18 protein-coding genes are annotated in these 18606 nt (G+C 50.0%); 14 read left to right on the forward strand and 4 right to left on the reverse strand.

Features of this window, described 5'->3' with window-relative positions; all coding sequences use genetic code 11:
* Positions 1–3 precede the first annotated feature (3 nt).
* Together nagZ and ACZ50P_RS16655 are read left to right on the forward strand one after the other, a co-directional pair.
* A complete protein-coding gene (gene nagZ / locus ACZ50P_RS16650; protein WP_464132472.1) occupies positions 4–1116 on the forward strand; it encodes a beta-N-acetylhexosaminidase in 1113 nt (370 codons plus the stop codon).
* Positions 1117–1241: 125 nt separating this feature from the next.
* The gene (locus ACZ50P_RS16655) at positions 1242–2612 is read left to right on the forward strand and encodes an energy transducer TonB (RefSeq protein ID WP_464132473.1); all 1371 of its coding nucleotides are present in this window, start codon (positions 1242–1244) and stop codon (positions 2610–2612) included.
* A 92-nt stretch (positions 2613–2704) separates the two neighbouring features.
* Here ACZ50P_RS16655 and ACZ50P_RS16660 read toward each other — a convergent pair whose 3' ends face one another.
* Complete coding sequence (locus ACZ50P_RS16660; RefSeq protein WP_464118920.1) at positions 2705–2833, reverse strand: hypothetical protein; 129 nt, start codon at positions 2831–2833, stop codon at positions 2705–2707.
* Positions 2834–2869: 36 nt separating this feature from the next.
* Positions 2870–3694 carry a PorV/PorQ family protein gene (locus ACZ50P_RS16665; RefSeq protein ID WP_464118922.1) on the reverse strand — a complete coding sequence of 275 codons (825 nt, stop codon included), beginning with the start codon at positions 3692–3694 and terminating at the stop codon, positions 2870–2872.
* On the opposite strand from ACZ50P_RS16665, the gene ACZ50P_RS16670 reads away from it, so the two are divergent.
* Positions 3693–4799 carry a peptidoglycan DD-metalloendopeptidase family protein gene (locus ACZ50P_RS16670; RefSeq protein ID WP_464118924.1) on the forward strand — a complete coding sequence of 369 codons (1107 nt, stop codon included), beginning with the start codon at positions 3693–3695 and terminating at the stop codon, positions 4797–4799. The genes ACZ50P_RS16665 and ACZ50P_RS16670 overlap by 2 nt on opposite strands.
* On the opposite strand, the gene ACZ50P_RS16675 is transcribed toward ACZ50P_RS16670, so the two are convergent.
* Positions 4796–6052 carry a hypothetical protein gene (locus tag ACZ50P_RS16675; RefSeq protein ID WP_464132474.1) on the reverse strand — a complete coding sequence of 419 codons (1257 nt, stop codon included), beginning with the start codon at positions 6050–6052 and terminating at the stop codon, positions 4796–4798. The genes ACZ50P_RS16670 and ACZ50P_RS16675 overlap by 4 nt on opposite strands.
* Positions 6053–6180: 128 nt before the next feature.
* Here ACZ50P_RS16675 and galU point away from each other — a divergent pair, with 128 nt between their 5' ends.
* From galU to ACZ50P_RS16700, 5 genes are read left to right on the forward strand one after another with little or no spacing between them, the layout of a single operon-like run.
* Positions 6181–7065, forward strand: a complete 885-nt coding sequence (galU, locus tag ACZ50P_RS16680; RefSeq protein ID WP_464132476.1) for a UTP--glucose-1-phosphate uridylyltransferase GalU — start codon at positions 6181–6183, stop codon at positions 7063–7065.
* A gap of 9 nt (positions 7066–7074) precedes the next feature.
* Positions 7075–7929, forward strand: a complete 855-nt coding sequence (locus ACZ50P_RS16685; protein WP_464118930.1) for a hypothetical protein — start codon at positions 7075–7077, stop codon at positions 7927–7929.
* Positions 7926–9974, forward strand: coding sequence for a replication restart helicase PriA (gene priA / locus ACZ50P_RS16690; protein WP_464132478.1), 2049 nt, complete (start codon positions 7926–7928; stop codon positions 9972–9974). Before ACZ50P_RS16685 ends, priA begins: the two co-directional genes overlap by 4 nt.
* A 41-nt stretch (positions 9975–10015) precedes the next feature.
* Positions 10016–10852, forward strand: coding sequence for a CFI-box-CTERM domain-containing protein (locus ACZ50P_RS16695; RefSeq protein WP_464132480.1), 837 nt, complete (start codon positions 10016–10018; stop codon positions 10850–10852).
* Between the two features lie 54 nt (positions 10853–10906).
* On the forward strand, positions 10907–12049 hold the full coding sequence (locus tag ACZ50P_RS16700; RefSeq protein WP_464132482.1) for an NAD(P)-binding protein: 1143 nt from the start codon (positions 10907–10909) through the stop codon (positions 12047–12049).
* A gap of 46 nt (positions 12050–12095) precedes the next feature.
* Here ACZ50P_RS16700 and ACZ50P_RS16705 read toward each other — a convergent pair whose 3' ends face one another.
* Entirely contained in the window at positions 12096–13436 is a 1341-nt protein-coding gene (locus ACZ50P_RS16705) for a sensor histidine kinase (protein WP_464132484.1), read from the reverse strand.
* A 290-nt stretch (positions 13437–13726) separates the two neighbouring features.
* Between ACZ50P_RS16705 and rpsB the strand changes: the two genes are divergently transcribed.
* The 6 genes from rpsB to ACZ50P_RS16735 all read left to right on the forward strand — a co-directional run bounded on the left by rpsB (position 13727) and on the right by ACZ50P_RS16735 (position 18585).
* The gene (gene rpsB / locus ACZ50P_RS16710; RefSeq protein ID WP_464118939.1) at positions 13727–14665 is read left to right on the forward strand and encodes a 30S ribosomal protein S2; all 939 of its coding nucleotides are present in this window, start codon (positions 13727–13729) and stop codon (positions 14663–14665) included.
* A gap of 122 nt (positions 14666–14787) precedes the next feature.
* Entirely contained in the window at positions 14788–15717 is a 930-nt protein-coding gene (gene tsf, locus ACZ50P_RS16715) for a translation elongation factor Ts (protein ID WP_464132486.1), read from the forward strand.
* Between the two features lies 1 nt (position 15718).
* Positions 15719–16432: a UMP kinase gene (pyrH, locus tag ACZ50P_RS16720; protein WP_464132488.1), complete on the forward strand. Its 714-nt coding sequence runs from the start codon at positions 15719–15721 to the stop codon at positions 16430–16432.
* 40 nt (positions 16433–16472) lie between these two features.
* Positions 16473–17033 carry a ribosome recycling factor gene (gene frr, locus ACZ50P_RS16725; protein WP_464118945.1) on the forward strand — a complete coding sequence of 187 codons (561 nt, stop codon included), beginning with the start codon at positions 16473–16475 and terminating at the stop codon, positions 17031–17033.
* Positions 17034–17048: 15 nt separating this feature from the next.
* The gene (locus ACZ50P_RS16730) at positions 17049–17780 is read left to right on the forward strand and encodes an isoprenyl transferase (RefSeq protein ID WP_464118947.1); all 732 of its coding nucleotides are present in this window, start codon (positions 17049–17051) and stop codon (positions 17778–17780) included.
* A complete protein-coding gene (locus ACZ50P_RS16735; RefSeq protein WP_464132490.1) occupies positions 17752–18585 on the forward strand; it encodes a phosphatidate cytidylyltransferase in 834 nt (277 codons plus the stop codon). Before ACZ50P_RS16730 ends, ACZ50P_RS16735 begins: the two co-directional genes overlap by 29 nt.
* The last annotated feature ends 21 nt before the right edge of the window (positions 18586–18606 follow it).

The raw sequence follows: 18606 nt of genomic DNA on the forward strand, positions 1-18606 counted from the left end.
TTCATGAGTATCAGCCACATCATTGGTCAGCATATGTTTATCGGCGTATCCGGACACGCTCTGACTGCCGACGAAAAGAAATTCATTGTAGAGCACAACATCGGGGGGGTCTGTCTGTTCGGCCGCAATGTCGCTGACCCCAAGCAAGTCCACGAACTTTGCTCAGAAATCCAGTCTTTGCGCCACAAACAAGTGGACAAGGCGCCGCTGTTTATTGGTATCGACATGGAAGGCGGTCGCGTTCATCGTCTGAAAGCCCCTTTCACGGTCTGGCCCCCATTGCGCCGCTTGGGTGAGCTGGATGCCCCCACAGTGTCCTTCCACTTCGCCAATCGCATGGGCTTGGAAATGAAAGCCGTGGGTATCAACCTGGATTTCGCCCCTTGCGTGGACATCTTCACCAATCCGGGCAACACCGTGATCGGGGATCGCTCTATCAGCTCTGATCCGGAAATGGTGGCAAAACATGCCTCGGCCCTTGTTCGTGGATACATCAAAGCTGAAGTCATCACGTGTGCTAAACACTTCCCGGGCCACGGCAACACCTTGGTGGACAGCCACGAGGACCTTCCTGTGGAAAATGCCGATCTGGCTCGTTTGGAGTCGTGCGAACTGATTCCTTTCAAAAAAACCTTCAAATCGCGCGTCGACATGGTGATGACCTCTCACATCAAGTTCCCAAAAATTGATCCGGAATGGCCCGTCACACTGTCAGAAACATTTGTCAGAAAAATGATCCGCGAAGAAATGCGTTATCGCGGCCTGATCATCACCGATGACCTTGGTATGAAGGCGATGACCAAACATTATGGCATAGAGGAAGTGCCCGTCCGCGCGCTCAAAGCCGGTGTGGATTTGCTTTTGTACTGCAATGATCCCGAGGTTCCACCGCAGGCTTATGACGCAATTCTGGAGGCTGTGGCCCAAGGAAGTCTGCGCAAAGAAGACCTGGAACAAAGCTATCGCCGCATTATGGACTTCAAAAAAGCCAAGATCCCGCATCCGGATCCAATGCCATTGAATGAGGCGATCAAAATCGTAGGCCATGCCGACCACTTAAAGATCGCCGCAGCCATTGCCGCCGGCCAGATCCCCGACGGATTGCTGCCTGAATAAGGGCTGACAATCGCCCTAACACCCCTGAAATTTATACCCGGCCCCTGCTTGTGAAATCCACGCAGGGGCCTTTTTACATGGCCCGGGAATTGATAGTGCATCCTTGGATAGCACTAGGAGTTTCTATGGGTTTCAACCTCGAAAATGACAAGTCCAAGAATGACGATCAAATGAGTCTCTTTGACTTTCAAATGCCCAAAGCTGATTTTGCGAATTCTTCCCAGAAGAGTTCCGCCGCTCAATCGGCTATCGACTACGATGCGTTTCTTCTGGCTCACAGAGAACCCGAACAAAGCAAAACCTCTCGCTTCATGACTTTGTCCGCCACCCTGCACGCGGCTATCGTGCTGGTTGTTGCCATGATCAGTGTTCCATTGGTGGAAGAGATCAAAACCGAAACCATCACGATTGAAATCGAAGATGTGCCCACCCCCAGACTTGCTCCTCGCGGAGCCCGCGTTCCCCCTACTCAAGGTGGTCTGCCTGTCGCTGCTGACACTCCTCAGGTAGAAAAACTGGAAGACGCCGGAAGTCCCAGCGATGTCGTGATTGCCAAACCCAAAGCGGCTGCTAAAACCGCTGCCAACAAAGCTGTGAAGACGGCTTCAGCCAAGGCAGCAAAAGCCTCTGCCAAAGCTCAGGCCGTGGCCGCAAAAGGTGGTCGCAGCATTGCCCCTAAAACAGAATTCAAAGCTGTTCCAATGACCATTGATGACATCGAAGCCCCTGAACTGGATGAGGGAGCTTTGGCCAAACACGCTGTCGCATCTAATATGAATGCGGACTTCAATGAAGACTTCGACAACATCGACAGTGCTCAGGGTGCCGCTGTCGAAAATGAAAGACGCTCTATGGAGGCCCTGGCTGCTGCGATGGCTGCTGAACAGGATGAAAGCTTAAGCGCCCTGGAGGCCGACAATCAGGCCGAAGCTGAAAAGCTTGCAGCCATGCAAAATGAAATGCGCCAAAGAAATGCCAAAGTCATCTCTTCAGCATTGGCCAATGAACGTGCGGCCGCCTTGGCCGCTGCAGCCGCCAAAGAAAAAGCCGCCAGAGACGCCGCTGCCAAAAGAGCAGGCTTGGGTGGAGAAGGTAACGGACGGGGCATGGGTAAAGGCGCTGGTGCCGGAAACTCGGGCTCCCCAGGTCAGGGCACCGCTCTGGCCGGAGAACCTTCTGGAGTGCGCAGCCTGGATCAGCTTCGTCAGATGCCGGGCAACCCTCGTCCCCGCTATGATCGCCAGGAACGCCTGCGCGGCGACCAGGGTGCCGTGGTGTTTTATGCCTATATCACCAAAGAAGGATATCCCCAGAAGTTCCGCATGATGCAGTCTACGGGATTCAGAAATCTGGATTCTAAAACTCTGGCTGCCCTGAAAAAATGGCGCTTCTATCCTGGTCAGGAAGGCTGGGTCGAGCTTCCCTTCCGCTGGGACTTAAAAGGTGGAGCAATGGAAGACGGTGGCTTGTTGCGTCGAAACGTGGGGAGCCGTTAATCACGGATCCAAATCATGAGAATAAAATAAAAAAGCCCAGGGACGTCTCCATGGGCTTTCTTTTTGTCTAAGTACTTAAAATCTTAAGGCAATTAGTCTTTGAAAAGAACTTTTGCAGATTTTGTAGTGCCTTTAGTGCGAGCAGCAGCTTTACGCTTTTTACCGCTAGTCGCTTTTTTTCTTTCGCGAATATACTCAGTCTTTTGTGTTTTAGATGCCATTTTATTCCCCTAGGTTTTAACGGAATGAGTTAGTTATCAAAATGGAATCCCCAAGTCAACTGAATGCCGGTAATCCCCAGACTCCCGAGGATTTCCTTCATAGGCATAGTTCAAAGCGAATCTAGGGCCTTTAAAGCCCAAGCCAGCCGTAATTAACTCCCTGGAATCCTTGGTATTATTCATATAACCGAGGCGGCTGATAACAAATCTATTCACGTAAGTCTCCAGGCCGGTCATGAATTCGGATTCGGAAGTGGCATCCGCGCGCATCCTGACGGTCCCTTTATAGATATAATTAAAACCCGCCCCTACAGAGGTTTTTCGGCGCAGCTCTTTCGGAGCCGCCGTATCTTCACCAAAAACATTGTACGCCACCAAACCCCATCCAATATGAGACTGCGGTGTATAGACCAATCCGATATCCGCGTTCGTCTGACGGTAAGACTGGTTCGGAAGCTTCTGTTCGCGATGATGACCTGTAATACCCATCGCCCACTGGTCCGTGGCAAATTCTGCCAGACTCAAAGTCAGATCACTTTCTTCAAGTCGCCCCAACGATACATCGGATTTTTTCTGCACAAATCCCAACGCCGCCGGCAGCATGCTGTCTTGAGTGTTATCACTCAATGCCACGGCAAACTGATTTTCTGCAAACGAAGAGAAAAGCTGACGACCTTTTAAGTGCACCAAAGTTCCCGGATTTAAAAACGCTGCATCCCCCGCTTCCACCGCCGCACGTCCAGTTCCGCCGGTCGCAGCGGAAATAGAGGAATTATAAACTTGGGCTGCTGCCGTGTTCACGATAAGATAAATGCAGAAGAAAACAGGAAGTTTAATAAAGCTCAAAGGATGGGGCATCATGAATTTTCACCTCGCAAGCATCGTGAGTGCGTTTGTATTGGCATTCACATCCTATCAATCGGCGAACGCCGGAGCCAACACTTTTACTGCAAAGCCTGTGCGTCTTGGCGACAATCTTATCTCCATCATGCGCCAACACGGATTTACTCAAAGTGAACGCGAGTCTGTCATCGCCTCCAACTCAAAACTGCGCAGTCTGTTTTTGACTCTGGACACGCGCTATCTGGTGCGCGGTTCCGGAAGAAACATCGAACTTCGTATGTTCGACTCTCAAACATCTGACGCTTTCCGCATTATCAAGCAATCCGGAAAGGTGCAGGCCCTGCCCTACAATCCGACATACAAAATCAGCTACGCCCGGGTCGAAGGAAAAATCTATGGCTCGGTTTTGGGAAGTATCCTGGCAAAGATCAACAGCAACTGGGTGGCGACACGTTTTTTGGATGCCTATGCCTTTGATATCGCCCCCCGCGCCGTCAGCCGTGGCGCCTCATTCTGGCTGGAGGTAGAAAAGCTTCATGATGCCGGACAGTTTATTAAATACGGAGAAGTTTTAAAGACTTCCCTGACCATCAATGGAACGCCTGTTCAGAAAAAGTTCGTGCGTAATTCCAAAGGTGGTGGTGTTTTCTTTGCCGCCTCTGACTTACTGGAGGAAAAGCCATTCTATGCCCCGGTGGATTACATCAAGATCGCCAGCCGCTTTAAACCCAACCGCGTTCATCCGATCACCAAGCGCCTGCAACCACACCTGGGAATTGATTTTGAACTGCCCGTGGGCGAACCCGTCTATGCCCCTCGAAAAGGCACCGTGGTCCGCTACGGACGCAATCATGCCGCCGGCAATTACATCGTGCTTTTGCATAGCAATGGCATGGAGACCGCCTACAACCACCTTCATCGTATCGACAAAAGAATTCGTCAGGGTCTGAGAGTTTCTGCAGGCGAACGCATTGGCGAAGTGGGATGCACGGGTTATTGCACGCGACCTCACCTGCATTTTGCAGTAAAGAAAAAGGGCCGAATGGTCGACCCTATCAAATACATTAAATCTTATCCTTCACACATGGAATCGATGCTGGAAGAACGTGTCGCCAAAAACTAATCGCGGGTGCAGATTGTCACAAAATGCATGCAACGACTGTTTGGCGTTGCGCCCGCAGGATAGTTTCCGTTTTCACGGAAACAGGATTTCGTAAGATCATACTCCACAACCGGTGCACCATTCACCGATTCCTCTTTATAACAGGACACACCTGTGCGAGGAACCACGCAGCCATACTGCACATTCACATCCCATTGGTCTGAGCGCAAATGACGACGGGCAATTTCCATCTCGCGAACGTAAGTGGCATTTCCCGCGATATCGCTATAGCTCTGGACAGGACACTGAGCTGCCACATCTTCCTTCCTCACGACACGGTATTTGCGAGAACAGTTCCAGGATTTTGTAATCTGAGTCGGCGACTGCAAATCGTACTCACTCACAGAGGCCAGGACATTTGCCGGGTTGTTTGAAGCGGCACCTGCGGCCGGAGCCTGCGAGAACACAAATGAATAACCCTTACCATAAGCTGTTTTCACCGGCAGAGCAGAACTTGGCGCTCGCACCTCGTGAATTTCACCGTTATTCACCATGTAGGTCAGACTCATCACCGCCGAAGTCATAAATTGCTGACGATAGGCCTCCGCCAAAGTTTCGCTGGAATTCATGTTCATGGTGGCTTCCATCACGCGTGATTCAGGCGAGAACGGGAAATAATTCGCCGTCACCCCTTTTTGCGCAAACGCATCCATGACCAAAGAATCTGTCAGCGGCGCCACAAGCGGGATCACATCTGTCCAAAGGGTCAACTTCCCTGTGGCCGTATAAACATTGGCAAGATTGCCTCTGTCACGAATAGCCACGGTGGCCACGGCCCCGTTGTTGGCTGGCGAGTCTGCCAGATAATCTTTGTACTGATTTTCAGTCAGGCTGGTTTCAGGATAAACAGGTTTGAAATTGGAATCCGTATAATCAAAGAACTCATTCTTAAGTTTGATACCACCCGAGGAATGGGCCCCGGCCTTCAGTGTGAAGAACGCCGGATTATTGCGGAGATGAGTGTCGGCACAGGAGTTATAGGTGATCGTGTCAAAACCAGCCTCAAAAGCGAAGGGAATAGCCGCAACTTTCGCCCCGTCTGTGGCCCCATACTTGGCCGCCAGCTCTGCGTCAGACAACCCTACATCCGCTTCACTGCCTAGATCAGAGTCGAAACCTGCCTTGCCGCAGTTTTGAAAGGACACTATCAGTACGAAGGAGGCAAGAATTCCTCCCGCCGCACGCCAGGTTGTCTTTTTAAAACGCACTTTCATGGAAACTCCCCTAAATACTAGACTAACAATCTTTTCGGCAGATTTGCGCAAAACCGCAGCTTTTTTCATATTGAGACAGGCCTCGTTAGGGCTTGTCTTAAAATGAAACGTTTGAGATTTTATTAGCTATGCAAAAAGTAAAAAAAGCCATCATCCCTGCGGCAGGCCTGGGAACACGTTTCCTCCCAGCCACCAAGACCGTGCCTAAAGAAATGCTGACCATCGTGGACGCGCCGATCATTTTGTACGTCGTGGAAGAAGCGGTTCAAGCCGGAATCGAAGACATCATCCTGATTGCCGGTCGAGGCAAACATGCCATTGAAGACTTTTTTGATACCTCGTATGAACTGGAAGACAAACTGGCCAAAGATGGCAAAGAAAAACTTCTGGAGCGTGTGACTCGCATCCGTGATTCCGCAAATATCATCAGCATCCGCCAAAAGCAGGCCATGGGCCTGGGGCATGCTGTTCTTTGCGGACTTCCGATCGTCGGCAAAGATCCATTTGCCGTTTTGCTGGGCGATGAAATCACCATGGGCTTCCACGGTGAAGCCAACGTCACTTCTCAACTGGTCAGTTCTTTTGAAGAGACTGCCACTTCCACGATTTCGGTGATGAAGGTAGAAGATAAAGATGTTTCCAAGTACGGAATCGCCGAGGTTGAGGAAAAGTCCACGGGCTTCTTCAAGGTGACGTCCTTGGTGGAAAAACCAAAACCGCACGAAACCAACAGCCGTTGGGCTTTGCCGGGTCGCTATGTCTTTGACAACGCCATTATGGATATTCTGAAAAATGCCAAGCCCACTTTGAACGGTGAAATTCAACTCACCGACAGCATGAAAGTGCTTTGCGCTCAACATGGTCTGAACGCCATGACGTTTTCGGCTCAGCGCTATGATGCCGGTGACAAGCTTGGATATTTGCAAGCCAACATCGAACTGGCATTGCAGAATCCGGAACTGAAACAAGAACTGACATCTTACCTTGTCAAACTTGCAGGTCGCCTGCAATAAGGGGTTTTTATGAAAAAGATCGCTGTCACCTTAGCCCTCTCTGTGCTTTGTCCGGCCTTGGCTGTGGCTTATATTCTGCCCACTCGCACGATCTTGCAGAAAACAAGCGAAAATGCGGGATCGGGGATCTATGCGATTGAACAAGAAGTGCAGTTCACCAGCGGCGAAGAAACGGTCATGGTCAAAGAAACCTGGTTGGTGGACAGCGATCGCACCATGCGTCTGACAGTCACAGGTGGCAAAGACCTGCAAAGCTCCTTCAAGCTCCAGTTCCTTTATAATGGCGGCCAAAAATGGAGCATGGTGGACGGCCAAAGAAAAGGTGAAAAGCTTCCTGAAGAGTTCCTGGAGCGATTCTTGAACATGAGAAATCCCGAAATCTTCGCCAATGCTTTGGCGCACTTTAAAATCGTCCCGACAAATGCTTTCCACAAAAAGCCCCTGCCGAAGACAGCCAATGAAATCAAACATGAACCTGAGCACTGGGTTCGCCTTTCTCGCACTGGTGGCGTGGTGAACTATGCTCTAGGTGCTCCGACCCCTGTGGAACAGGAAGCAGGATCGCCAGGCATCTGGATTCAGCAGGATGAATTTGTTGTGCGAAAATTACGCCTGCCTTCGCAGGTGGAAATGAGTGCGAACAATTATAATAATTTTGCCCGTGGACTTTCTTATCCTCGCTCGCGCACGATCCGTTGGGGCAACAACACTGTGACCATTCGTCTGATCAGCGCTTCGGCGCGCCCCCAAACGGCCGTGGCCTTGTTCCAGCCATCGTCTTTGGATACGAATCTGAAATGGGATGGCATCGCGGATCTGCCGGCCAAAGACGTGATCACGGAGTTCTACAAGAGGTTTAGATGAGTTCGACTCAACTGTGGAGAGTGGCTGCCGACGCTCCTCTTCCAGAGGCCCTGACCTACAGTTCGGACCTGCCCTTGCAACGAGGTCAACTGGTCACGGTCCCGCTGGGCCGTGGTGGGCGCAAAGTCCATGGCCTTGTGCTGGGACCCACAGCGGAAGTTCCTGAATTTGAAGTCAAAGCTGTAGATTCCATCGTTGAGGAATACCCCCCGCTGCCAGAGCCCTATGTGAAATGGCTGGAGTGGCTGGCACAGTATTATCTTCACCCCGTGGGACAAGTCGTTCAATCCGCGTTCCCGCCCTTAAGAAAATCTGAAAAGCAGCGACAGTCCAAACGCCCGCCGGTCATTCCCCAACTGGAAGCCGATTCAGCACTGGACCTGACGCCGGAACAAAAATCCTGTTTTGAAAGCATCGCTCAGCACTCGCAGTTTTCCACTCACCTGCTTTTTGGGGTGACCGGATCTGGAAAGACCGAAGTTTACCTGCGCCTGCTGGATAAAGTTCTGGCCGAGGGTAAACGCGGGGTCGTACTGGTGCCTGAGATTTCCCTGACGCCGCAACTGATCCAGCGCTTTGCCCGTCGTTTTGGTGACAAGATTGCCGCACTTCACTCGCAGCTGACCGACCGTGAACGCACCAACCAATGGTGGGATATTGTCGAGGGACGCAAATCCATTCTGATCGGTGCCCGCTCTGCCCTTTTCTGTCCGATCGACAATCTGGGGCTGATCATTGTTGATGAGGAGCACGAACCCAGCTTCAAACAAGATGAAAAGCTGAAGTACAACGGTCGAGACGCCGCTGTGATGTTGGGTAAACTAATGAACTGTCCCGTTGTTTTGGGATCGGCAACACCCAGCCTTGAAACCTGGAAGAATGCCATCGACGGAAAATATCATCTGCATCGCCTGACCCGCCGGGTGGCCAATCGCGCGCTTCCTGATATTGAAGTAATTGATTTGCGCAGGCTTAAAGACGATGACGAAGAAAAGCAAAAGCTCATTACAAAGTACTCGCATTTGCCTTTCTGGCTGAGCCCCACGCTATACGAGCGCATGCAGGAAGTTCTGGCGCGCGGAGATCAGGCGGCTTTGTTCCTGAATCGGCGCGGGATTGCGCAGATGGTGGTGTGTCCATCCTGTGGGCACACGCGGGAATGCCCCAACTGCGACATCTCTTTGACGTTGCATGCGCATTCGCATCTGATTTGCCACTATTGTGACTATCACGAAAACTTCAAAACCAAATGTCCGGATTGCCACGAAGGACAACTGGAGGCCATTGGCCTGGGCACTGAACTTCTGGAAACGGATCTGACCCGGTTGTTCCCAGGGAAAACCATTGCTCGTGCCGATCGCGATGAAATTCAAAGTCGTGCGGATCTGGAAGATCTGATTGGCAAAATGGAAACCGGTGAAATCGATATTCTGGTCGGAACGCAGATGATCGCCAAGGGTCTTGATTTTCCAAAATTGAAACTGGTGGGACTGGTGCTGGCCGATGTGGGCTTCAACCTTCCGGATTTCCGTGCCACCGAAAGAAGCTTTCAACTGATCACTCAGATGAGCGGTCGCTCTGGACGACACGTGAAAGAAGGCGAAAGCCCGGGGCTTGTGATCATTCAGACCTTCAACACTGAACATGACAGCATCACTTTTGCCAAAGCTCATGACTTCGAGGGCTTTGCCGCCCACGAACTGGAAATTCGCAGTGCTCTGAACTATCCACCCATGGGACGCTTGGTGAGCTTCCGAATTCAAGGAACTAAACTGGGAATTGTAGAAGAAACGGCCCGACTTTTAGCCAGAAGAGCTCATGCTCTTAAAGCTCAGTTCCCACAACAGTATGGCGCTATTGAAGTCCTGGGTCCGGCCGAAGCCGCCCTTTCTAAATTGCGAGGTCAGTTCCGATACCATCTGCTCATTAAAAGCACTCAGCCCGCAGCCGCCAATCCCTTTTCAAGACAGTTACTGGGGGACCAGGAGTGGGTTCCATCCGGAGTCAAAATATTAATCGATATTGATCCAATGAGTTTGCTTTAAGACCGCAGCTTAACCTAAAATCATAGGTTAAGGACCGAAGAATGATTCAATGCCCTCGCTGCGGAATACAAGTTACTGAATTGCACCCGGTGGATCCGGAGCTTATTTCCAAGCTTCAGGCCGCTGGCGAAAGCAATTTGCCTCCACAGGTTTGTGCGGGCTGCATCTCGGATTTAAAGCGCACGGTCGCCACCAGCAGTGGTGGTGTGTTGATGCAGCAGGAACGCGCCCGCGAACAGCATCGTCTTCAGTTGTGGAAAAGCCGTGTGATGCTGATCAAAAAAGCTCGCATGTGCATGACTCAGAAACTGTACTCTGAGGCGGCGATTTCCTATGAGAAATATCTGAAAATCCTGGATATCGTTTTTGACATCAAAAAAGGTGAAATTCTGAAACCCGAGGCTTTCAAAGAAAGCGCACGCACCACCGAACTGACCGTGGTGGCTTCGGTGTATTGGGATTTGATGCGAATTTACGATACACATGAAAAGTATCAGGATCGCATGATGAAAGCGGCGAAGCAGCTTTCCATGTTCATTCAGTTCACGCCGATCTACCCGGACATTATCCGCAAAGCCGAGTCGTTCCAGAAAACGGCCAAGAACCCCCATATCGTCAAACAGTTCCTGAAAATGTCCGACAAAGAACGTCCTCGTTGCTTTATCGCAACGGCGGCCTTTGAAGACCCGCGCTCTAGCGAAGTCATGGCTCTACGGGCTTTCCGTGACATGAAATTGCGTAGTCACATCTGGGGCAGAAAATTTATTGCCACCTACTATCGGTACTCTCCTCATATTGCGTGCCTACTCGATAAGCATGCCTGGCTCAAACCCTCAGTCAGAGCCGCTCTCCGCGTTTTGATCAAATGCGTTAGCTAAGATTTCGTCTGTTTGCCGCTTGCAAAGAGTCTTCCTTTTGAGGAAGGTTAAGTCATGGCTCATATCTACGATTACGCAATTATTGGCAGTGGACTTACAGGACTTAGCATCGCAGCGGCACTTAGCCGTGAAACCAAAAACATCGCGCTTATTGAAGCCGCGGACGTTCCTTTTGGGGTCAACAGGAAGGTGAACTTCCCGACCGGTCCGATGAATAACGGACTTCGTTTTGTTCCTGATTCCGTTTCCGCTGAAAAAGCGATGCGCTTTTTATCAAATCTGATTAACGTTGAAGTCGTTCAGGACGCCTCTGAAGAATCCCCGATCACTTATGAAGGTGGAAACTTCAAAACCTTCCTGGGCTTCGGCGACACGCCACCAGCTTTCTATGAAGAGTTCAGTTATTTCACTGGCGCCAAAAGACTGAATTTGGCGGTAGAACCATTCCAGTGGACGCAGATGCTGTTTGAAAAGTTCAAAGGCGACTTCCTGCCTCGCTCTTATGTGACCAAGTTCCACCAGGAAGGCGAGCGTGTTACACATGTGACTATCAACGGCTCTAAAACTTTGCACGCACAGAACTTCATCTTTGCTGGCACAGTGAAGGATTTGGCCCTGCTTCTGCCTGAGGATGCGATCTCGATCCGCGCCCGCACAAAACTGGCAAAGAACACTTACTGGACAGCACTGTGTTTGGATATCTGTCATGCCAAACCGGTGACGGACTCAACAGCGATGCACGTTCTCAACGGCACAACTCAGGATGAAATCGGTCCTTGCGTGGGCAAATTCCACGCTCCGGTGGAAATTGAAGGGGAAACTCTTCAGGCTTCTCAATGGATGACTTTCATCGAACAAGAAGTTACCGAAGACAGTGAAGTTGTCGGCATGGCCCTTAAGAAGATCAAACGCCAGATCAAACGCGCTTATCCCGAGGCTCTGGACAACCTGAAGCTGGAAAGAATCTTTGTCGCTCCGATCATCGCTGGCAATGGCGACATCAAGCTGAGCGCAAACATGACAATGCCGGAACTGGAAAACCTGTGGATCGCCTCTTCCACAGTCAATGACCAGAAAAATCTGATCGGCTCTTTGTTGCAGGCTGAAATGATCGTGGCTTCCCTGGGCTTCAAAGTAGAAGCTACAGAGGACTCTCCGGCTGCCATCGAAGAGCCGATGACCGAAGCCGTTCTCTAAGGTGATTTCGCACCAAGAAAAAGCCCGAAGACAACTTCGGGCTTTTTTATGCCTCATCCAAAGGAAGTGTGAAGGAAAAGACCGTGCCTTCGCCGACCTTGCTGTCCACCACGATGTTCCCACCCATCAGCTCGACCAGATTTTTACAAATCATCAGCCCCAGTCCCGTGCCCCCGTGGGTCCGCGACACCGTGGCATCCTCCTGCACAAAGCTTCGGAAGAGCTTGTTTAAGTTTTCCTTTTTAATTCCCCGGCCCGTGTCGCGAATTGCCCAATGATAGCGCGACTCCACAAGCGGATCGCGGTGCAAGCTGACGTGAATAAAGCCCTTGTCGGTGAACTTCACGGCATTTCCCACCAGATTCATCAAAACCTGACGCAGACGATGCGAATCCCCCAGAGCGAAGTGAGGAATATCCTCGCCCAGATCTACCCGCAGTTGCAGGCCTTTTTCCTGACATTTCACCGCAAATATTCTGTGGATATCTTTGTGGAGTTCCTTGATATCAAAACGATGGCGATCAATCTGCAAAAGCCCGTTTTCAATTTTCGAAATATCCAGAACATCGTTGAGCAAATGCAAAAGCGAATCCGAGCAGCGATGAATGGTGCCAACATACCCCTGCTGTTCTTCGTCCAGCGGCGTATCCCTGAGAATGTCGGCAAAACCAATGATGCTGTTCAAGGGTGTGCGAATTTCATGGCTCATGTTACTAAGAAAGCTGGATTTGATGGAGGACAGTTGCAGCGCCTCTTCGCGGGCCTTCATCAGCTGAAACTTTGAATAGGCCATTTCCTGCAACTCGAATCGAAGACGTTCAATACCGATTATAAGGATGATATCTTCAAGCAGGATCCACAAGCTGTGCTCAATCCAGCGCCACTGAGCATGCTCTTCCTGTCCATACAAAGACATCGGCAAAACGTGGCCGCGCAGAATGTGATCAGCAATCACGATAAAGGAGGCCCAGCCCAGGACCCCGACATCTTTATAAAAGGCCAAAGCCGCCAGGGAAACAAACACGTGGAAGTGGGACTCGATCCTCCCCCCGGCCAGATAAATAAAGAGGATCGAGAAACACATCTGTGAGGCGGCCACCAAATAACGGGTGAACCTTTCCCCGGGAAAGACATGGACACAATAAATAGCCGGCAAACTGAACAGCCCCCCGAAAATCAGCCCCACCAGAGCGTTTTCGACGGCCCCACTAAAGGACCCGACCCACGTCGAGGGAGTCACCAAAATACCCACCACGATTGCCACAAGCCATTGAATTAAAAGAAGTATTTTAAAACCTCGGTCCACTCGAATATGGATTTCCCGAGACTGCTGATCAAAGATCTTTTGCACTTCAGGGTGATTGCGCTCACCTTCTGACTGTTTCATTTCCCACCACACACGTTCTTCATTAGGGATTGATTAGGTAACTTATCGGCCATGACTCGTTGTATCTAAACAATATTTAATGAGTCCAGGGAGTTGTAATGAAGATGTCTCAAAAAGGTTCTTGAAAGACTGCTTGCGGTCAATGGCGCCCTGTGATATCCCGAGAGTCCAACAATAAGCACCCACAGGCATTAACTGGTCCCCCAAGTACTGAAAAAGGGGGTCTTCCGGCGAACAAAAGAAGCTGGCTCTACCTGCGGGGACGTTTTAACCAGAAAGGAAGTACTACCATGGCACAAGTGACCATGAAAGAAATGCTAGACGCTGGCGTCCACTTCGGACATCAAACACAGCGTTGGAACCCAAAAATGAAACCTTACGTTTACACAGCTCGCGGCGGTATCCATATTATCGACCTGCAAAAGACTGTTGTACGCGCTAACAAAGCTGCTGAGTTCGTAAAAGAAATCGCTGCTAACGGTGGTCGTTTGATCTTCGTTGGAACTAAAAAACAAGCGATCGAACCAATCCAAGAAGCTGCAGCAAAATGCGGTCAGTACCACGTTACTAAACGTTGGTTGGGTGGCATGATGACGAACTTCGAAACGATCAAGTCTTCTATCGATCGTCTTCGCAAGATCGACACCATGAAAGAAAAAGGTGAATTCAACTACCTTACTAAGAAAGAGCGCGCGAAGCTTGAAAAAGAATACCTTCGCCTGACTGAGTTCTTGGCTGGTATCCGCGACATGAAAGAAATGCCTTCTGCAATGTTCGTAGTGGATCTTCCAAAAGAACACATCGCAGTTGCTGAAGCAAAACGTCTTGGTATCCCTGTAGTTGGTATCGCTGATACAAACTCTGATCCAGAGTCTATCGAGCACGCAATCCCAGGAAACGACGATGCGATCCGCTCTATCAAGTTGTTCGCTAACTTGATCGCTGATGCTTACCTTGAAGGCGCTAAAGAGTGGGAAGGTAAACTTCGCACTATGACTGACAAACAGTCTGACGTAGCTAAAGAAGCAAAAGCAGAAGGTAAAGAAGAAGCTCCTAAGCGCCGTGGCGCTGCAAAAGCTGGTGCTAAAGAAGCTCCTAAAAAAGCTGCTGGTCCAGCGGTTGTTAAAGCCACTAAGGCTCGTAAACTTGTTGCTGCTGGTACAGCAGAAGAAGTTGAGATCCAAGCTGAGCTTGAACAAGGTCAGTCAACTGACGAGTCTGCAGAGTAATCTACAGACATCGCAAAGAAGGGTGGCCCAGCCACCCTTTCTTTTGTCCTTTACGTATTAAAACTTAATTTATCTTGTTGTTCCCGGCCAACGGGAGACAAAAAAACTAAGGAGTCTTCCTAATGTCTATTTCCGCTACTCTTGTTAAAGAACTTAGAGAAAAAACCAGCGCAGGTATGATGGATTGCAAAAAGGCGCTTGAGGCAACTGCGGGCGATTTCGATGCCGCTGTTGAATGGTTGCGCGTAAAAGGTCTTTCTTCTGCTGCTAAAAAAGCTGACCGTGTTGCTGCTGAAGGTACTGTCTTCGCGCAAACAGTTGGTAACACAGCAGTTATTCTTGAAATCAACTCTGAAACTGACTTCGTTGCTCGTAACGAAGGTTTCAAAGGTTTGGTTCTTGATGTTGCTCACCACATGTTGAACGCAGTTAACGCTGCTGGCGACATCCTGGAGCAGGCTTTCCACAAAAACCCAACTAAAAAAGTTGGCGAAATGTTGAAAGAAGCTATCGCGACTATCGGTGAAAACATCGTTATCCGTCGTTTCGAGAAGTACGTAGCTTCTGCAAACACAGTGGTTCACACTTACATCCACGGTGAAGGCAAAATCGGCGTTATGATCGAAGTTGCCGCTTCCAAACCAGAAGCGACAAACAATCCTGCGTTGAAAACTTTCGCTCAAGACGTTGCTTTGCACATCGCTGCGATGAACCCAATGGCTATTTCTTCTGCTGAAATCCCAGCTGATGTTGTAGCTAAAGAAAAAGAGATCCTGACTGCAAAAAATCTTGAGTCCGGCAAAAAACCAGAAATGATCGAAAAGATCGTTGAAGGTCAAATCCGCAAGTTCTTGGCTGAAAACTGCTTGGTTGACCAACCATTCGTTAAAAACCCAGACTTGAAAGTTTCTGACTTGGCTAAAGAAGTTGGCAAAGAAGTTGGTGCTGATGTGTCCGTGAAGCGTTTCGTACGTTTCGAATTGGGCGCTGGTATCGAGAAAAAGGTCAACGACTTCGCAGCTGAAGTTGCTGCTCAGATGAAAGGACACTAGTTTGAAAGAGCCTGTTTATAAGCGTATTTTGCTAAAATTAAGTGGTGAAGCCCTGGCTGGAAAGCAAGGGACTGGTATCAATACTGCGACAATCACACAGATTGCGCAGGACGTGGCAGAGGCTTACAGAGCAGGCGTTCAAATCGGTCTGGTAATCGGTGGCGGTAACATCTATCGCGGTGTTGCCGCTTCTGCTGAAGGCATGGATCGCGCAAGTGCTGACTATATGGGTATGCTTGCGACATGTATCAATGCCCTGGCTCTTCAGGACGCTTTGGAAAAACAAGGCGTTCCTACCCGCGTTCAAACTGCCATCGAAATGGCTGAAATCGCGGAACCTTATATTCGTCGTAAAGCCATCCGCCACCTTGAAAAAGGTCGTCTGGTGATCTTCGGTGCCGGCACCGGAAATCCATTCTTCACTACTGATACGGCGGCTTCCCTTCGCGCTATGGAGATCAACGCTCAAGTGATCATGAAGGCGACCAAAGTGGACGGCATCTATGACAAAGACCCTGCCAAACACGCTGACGCGAAGAAATTCGACAAGATCAGCTACATCGACGTGTTGAACCGCGGACTTCAGGTGATGGACTCCACGGCAATCAGCATGTGCATGGACAACAAACTTCCTATTATCACCTTTGACCTGACTCAGCCTGGAAATATTCTGAAGGCGGTTCAGGGCGAAACCATCGGTACACTGGTACATTAATCGCGCCCACAAGACGTGAAAACGGATTAAGGAGACAACTATGGCAATCGCTGATGTTAAAAAGAACGCACAAGCAAAAATGGAAAAGACTCTGAATGCTTTGTCTGAAGAACTAAAAAAAGTTCGCACAGGCCGTGCTCAGGTTTCCATGTTGGACGGTATCCGTGTAAATTACTACGGAACTCCATCCCCACTATCTCAGGTGGCATCTATTTCCACTCCAGATGCAAAATCCTTCCTGATTGCACCTTGGGAAGTGGCGATTCTTAAAGATATCGAACAAGCTATCATCAAGTCTGAGTTGGGCATGGCCCCAATGAACGACGGTAAAGTGATCCGCTTGAAAGTTCCTGATTTGACTGAAGAGCGCCGTAAAGACCTGGCGAAACAAGTTAAAAAGATCGCTGAAGAAGCACGCGTGGCTGTTCGTATGGCTCGTCGTGATGCCAACGATGAAGTTAAAAAACTTCAAAAAGATAAGGCTGTCAGCGAAGACGAAGGCAAAAAAGCCGAAGCAGACATCCAAAAAGTGACTGACGATTTCATCAAAAAAGTCGATCAGGTTGCTGAAGAAAAAGAAAAAGCGATCTTGACGATCTAATCCTCAGGACCCGACGTGAGTTTGCCAAAACATGTTGCTATTATTATGGACGGAAACGGGCGCTGGGCTCAGCTCAAGCGTCGTCCGCGCACGTTCGGCCACATCAAGGGCACTCGCGTTGCCAAGAAGATCATCACGGCGTGCTCGCGCCGTGGGATCAAAAATCTGACCCTTTACGCTTTCAGCACCGAAAACTGGTTCCGTCCACAGGAAGAAGTCAGCCTGCTGATGCTGATCCTGCGCCGCTATCTGAAACGTGAAACTGAAAATCTGGTCAAAGAAAACATCCGCTTCTCGGTGATCGGGGATCTGTCCCGCATTCCTCTGGATGTTGCCAATGCCATCGAAAAATCCATCGAAGCCACAGCTCAATGCACAGGTTTAAATCTGGTCTTTGCCTTGAGCTATGGCTCTCGCCAGGAAATCACTCAGGCTGTTCGCGATTTGGCGGAAAAAGTCGCTGCCGGAGAGCTTTCTCCCGCAGACATCGACGAATCCATGATCAATTCATCCCTGAGCACTTTCCCCACTCCGGATCCGGATCTCATTATTCGCACCAGTGGCGAACAACGACTTTCGAACTTCCTATTGTGGCAAGCTGCCTACTCAGAGTTTTATTTTACCGAAACTCTGTGGCCTAACTTCACCGAGTCTCACCTTGACGAAGCCTTGCAGGCCTTCGCAATGAGACAACGCCGTTTCGGCAAGGTCTCAGCAAATGACAACGTGGAAAAGCTTTCTAACTAGAGCCGTCTCAGCCCTTATCGCCCTGGCCATCATCACCGGACTTTATGTTTCGATGGGAATCAACGGTCTGAAGATCGCCGTTGGCTTTGTCGTCGTGGTGGGCACTTGGGAGCTGACAAACATCCTTTTCCATCGTGAAAAGTCTGTCTTACTGAAAATTCTTTTTATGGCGATGACCGTCTTGGTTTTTGCCGCCTCCATCACATCCCTCAGCACGGGGTCCATCATCTATGCGATTTCCACTATCGCAATGATCATTGCTGTTCTTCTGACGTCACACAAAGAAGGCAATCTGGAGCTTATGGCGTCTTTCCAAGCCAAATCCGCCTTGGGCTTGTTCTACATGGGGCTTTTGCCTTCATTTGCCTTTCGCTTGTTGGATCAGGCCTATGGTCTTTCCTGGTTTATCTTCCTGCTCGCAGTAGTCTTTGCTGGCGATACGATGGCTTACGTTTTTGGTGTGCTATTTGGCAAAACCAAAATCATGCCGTCTGTTTCCCCTAAAAAATCCTGGCAGGGCTCTATTGGCGGCATTTTCGGTTCGGTCTTCGCGGGTCTGATTTGTTGGTTGTTCCTGTTCCCGGAACACCAACTTCCCATGTTCCTGGTTTTAGGCGGTCTGTCCGGTTTCGTCGGTCAATTCGGAGACTTCTTCGAATCCCTGTTGAAACGAGTGGCCGACGTTAAGGATTCCGGCAAGATCATGCCAGGCCATGGCGGTGTCTTGGATCGAGTCGACGGTGTCCTGTTCGCAAGTCCTGTTGTTTTGGCCGGAGTTCTGATTCTCTCTCATCTTTTGTCCTAAGAGAAACGTCGAGCCGCAGGG

The sequence above is a fragment of the Bdellovibrio sp. CKG001 genome (assembly GCF_055397465.1).

Bases quoted from the DNA above. Each gene is read 5' to 3' on its own strand.
- nagZ (WP_464132472.1), top strand. From the start codon at position 4: ATGAGTATCAGCCACATCATTGGTCAGCATATGTTTATCGGCGTATCC.
- ACZ50P_RS16655 (WP_464132473.1), top strand. From the start codon at position 1,242: ATGGGTTTCAACCTCGAAAATGACAAGTCCAAGAATGACGATCAAATG.
- ACZ50P_RS16660 (WP_464118920.1), bottom strand. From the start codon at position 2,833: ATGGCATCTAAAACACAAAAGACTGAGTATATTCGCGAAAGAAAAAAA.
- ACZ50P_RS16670 (WP_464118924.1), top strand. From the start codon at position 3,693: ATGAATTTTCACCTCGCAAGCATCGTGAGTGCGTTTGTATTGGCATTC.
- ACZ50P_RS16665 (WP_464118922.1), bottom strand. From the start codon at position 3,694: ATGATGCCCCATCCTTTGAGCTTTATTAAACTTCCTGTTTTCTTCTGC.
- ACZ50P_RS16675 (WP_464132474.1), bottom strand. From the start codon at position 6,052: ATGAAAGTGCGTTTTAAAAAGACAACCTGGCGTGCGGCGGGAGGAATT.
- galU (WP_464132476.1), top strand. From the start codon at position 6,181: ATGCAAAAAGTAAAAAAAGCCATCATCCCTGCGGCAGGCCTGGGAACA.
- ACZ50P_RS16685 (WP_464118930.1), top strand. From the start codon at position 7,075: ATGAAAAAGATCGCTGTCACCTTAGCCCTCTCTGTGCTTTGTCCGGCC.
- priA (WP_464132478.1), top strand. From the start codon at position 7,926: ATGAGTTCGACTCAACTGTGGAGAGTGGCTGCCGACGCTCCTCTTCCA.
- ACZ50P_RS16695 (WP_464132480.1), top strand. From the start codon at position 10,016: ATGATTCAATGCCCTCGCTGCGGAATACAAGTTACTGAATTGCACCCG.
- ACZ50P_RS16700 (WP_464132482.1), top strand. From the start codon at position 10,907: ATGGCTCATATCTACGATTACGCAATTATTGGCAGTGGACTTACAGGA.
- ACZ50P_RS16705 (WP_464132484.1), bottom strand. From the start codon at position 13,436: ATGAAACAGTCAGAAGGTGAGCGCAATCACCCTGAAGTGCAAAAGATC.
- rpsB (WP_464118939.1), top strand. From the start codon at position 13,727: ATGGCACAAGTGACCATGAAAGAAATGCTAGACGCTGGCGTCCACTTC.
- tsf (WP_464132486.1), top strand. From the start codon at position 14,788: ATGTCTATTTCCGCTACTCTTGTTAAAGAACTTAGAGAAAAAACCAGC.
- frr (WP_464118945.1), top strand. From the start codon at position 16,473: ATGGCAATCGCTGATGTTAAAAAGAACGCACAAGCAAAAATGGAAAAG.
- ACZ50P_RS16735 (WP_464132490.1), top strand. From the start codon at position 17,752: ATGACAACGTGGAAAAGCTTTCTAACTAGAGCCGTCTCAGCCCTTATC.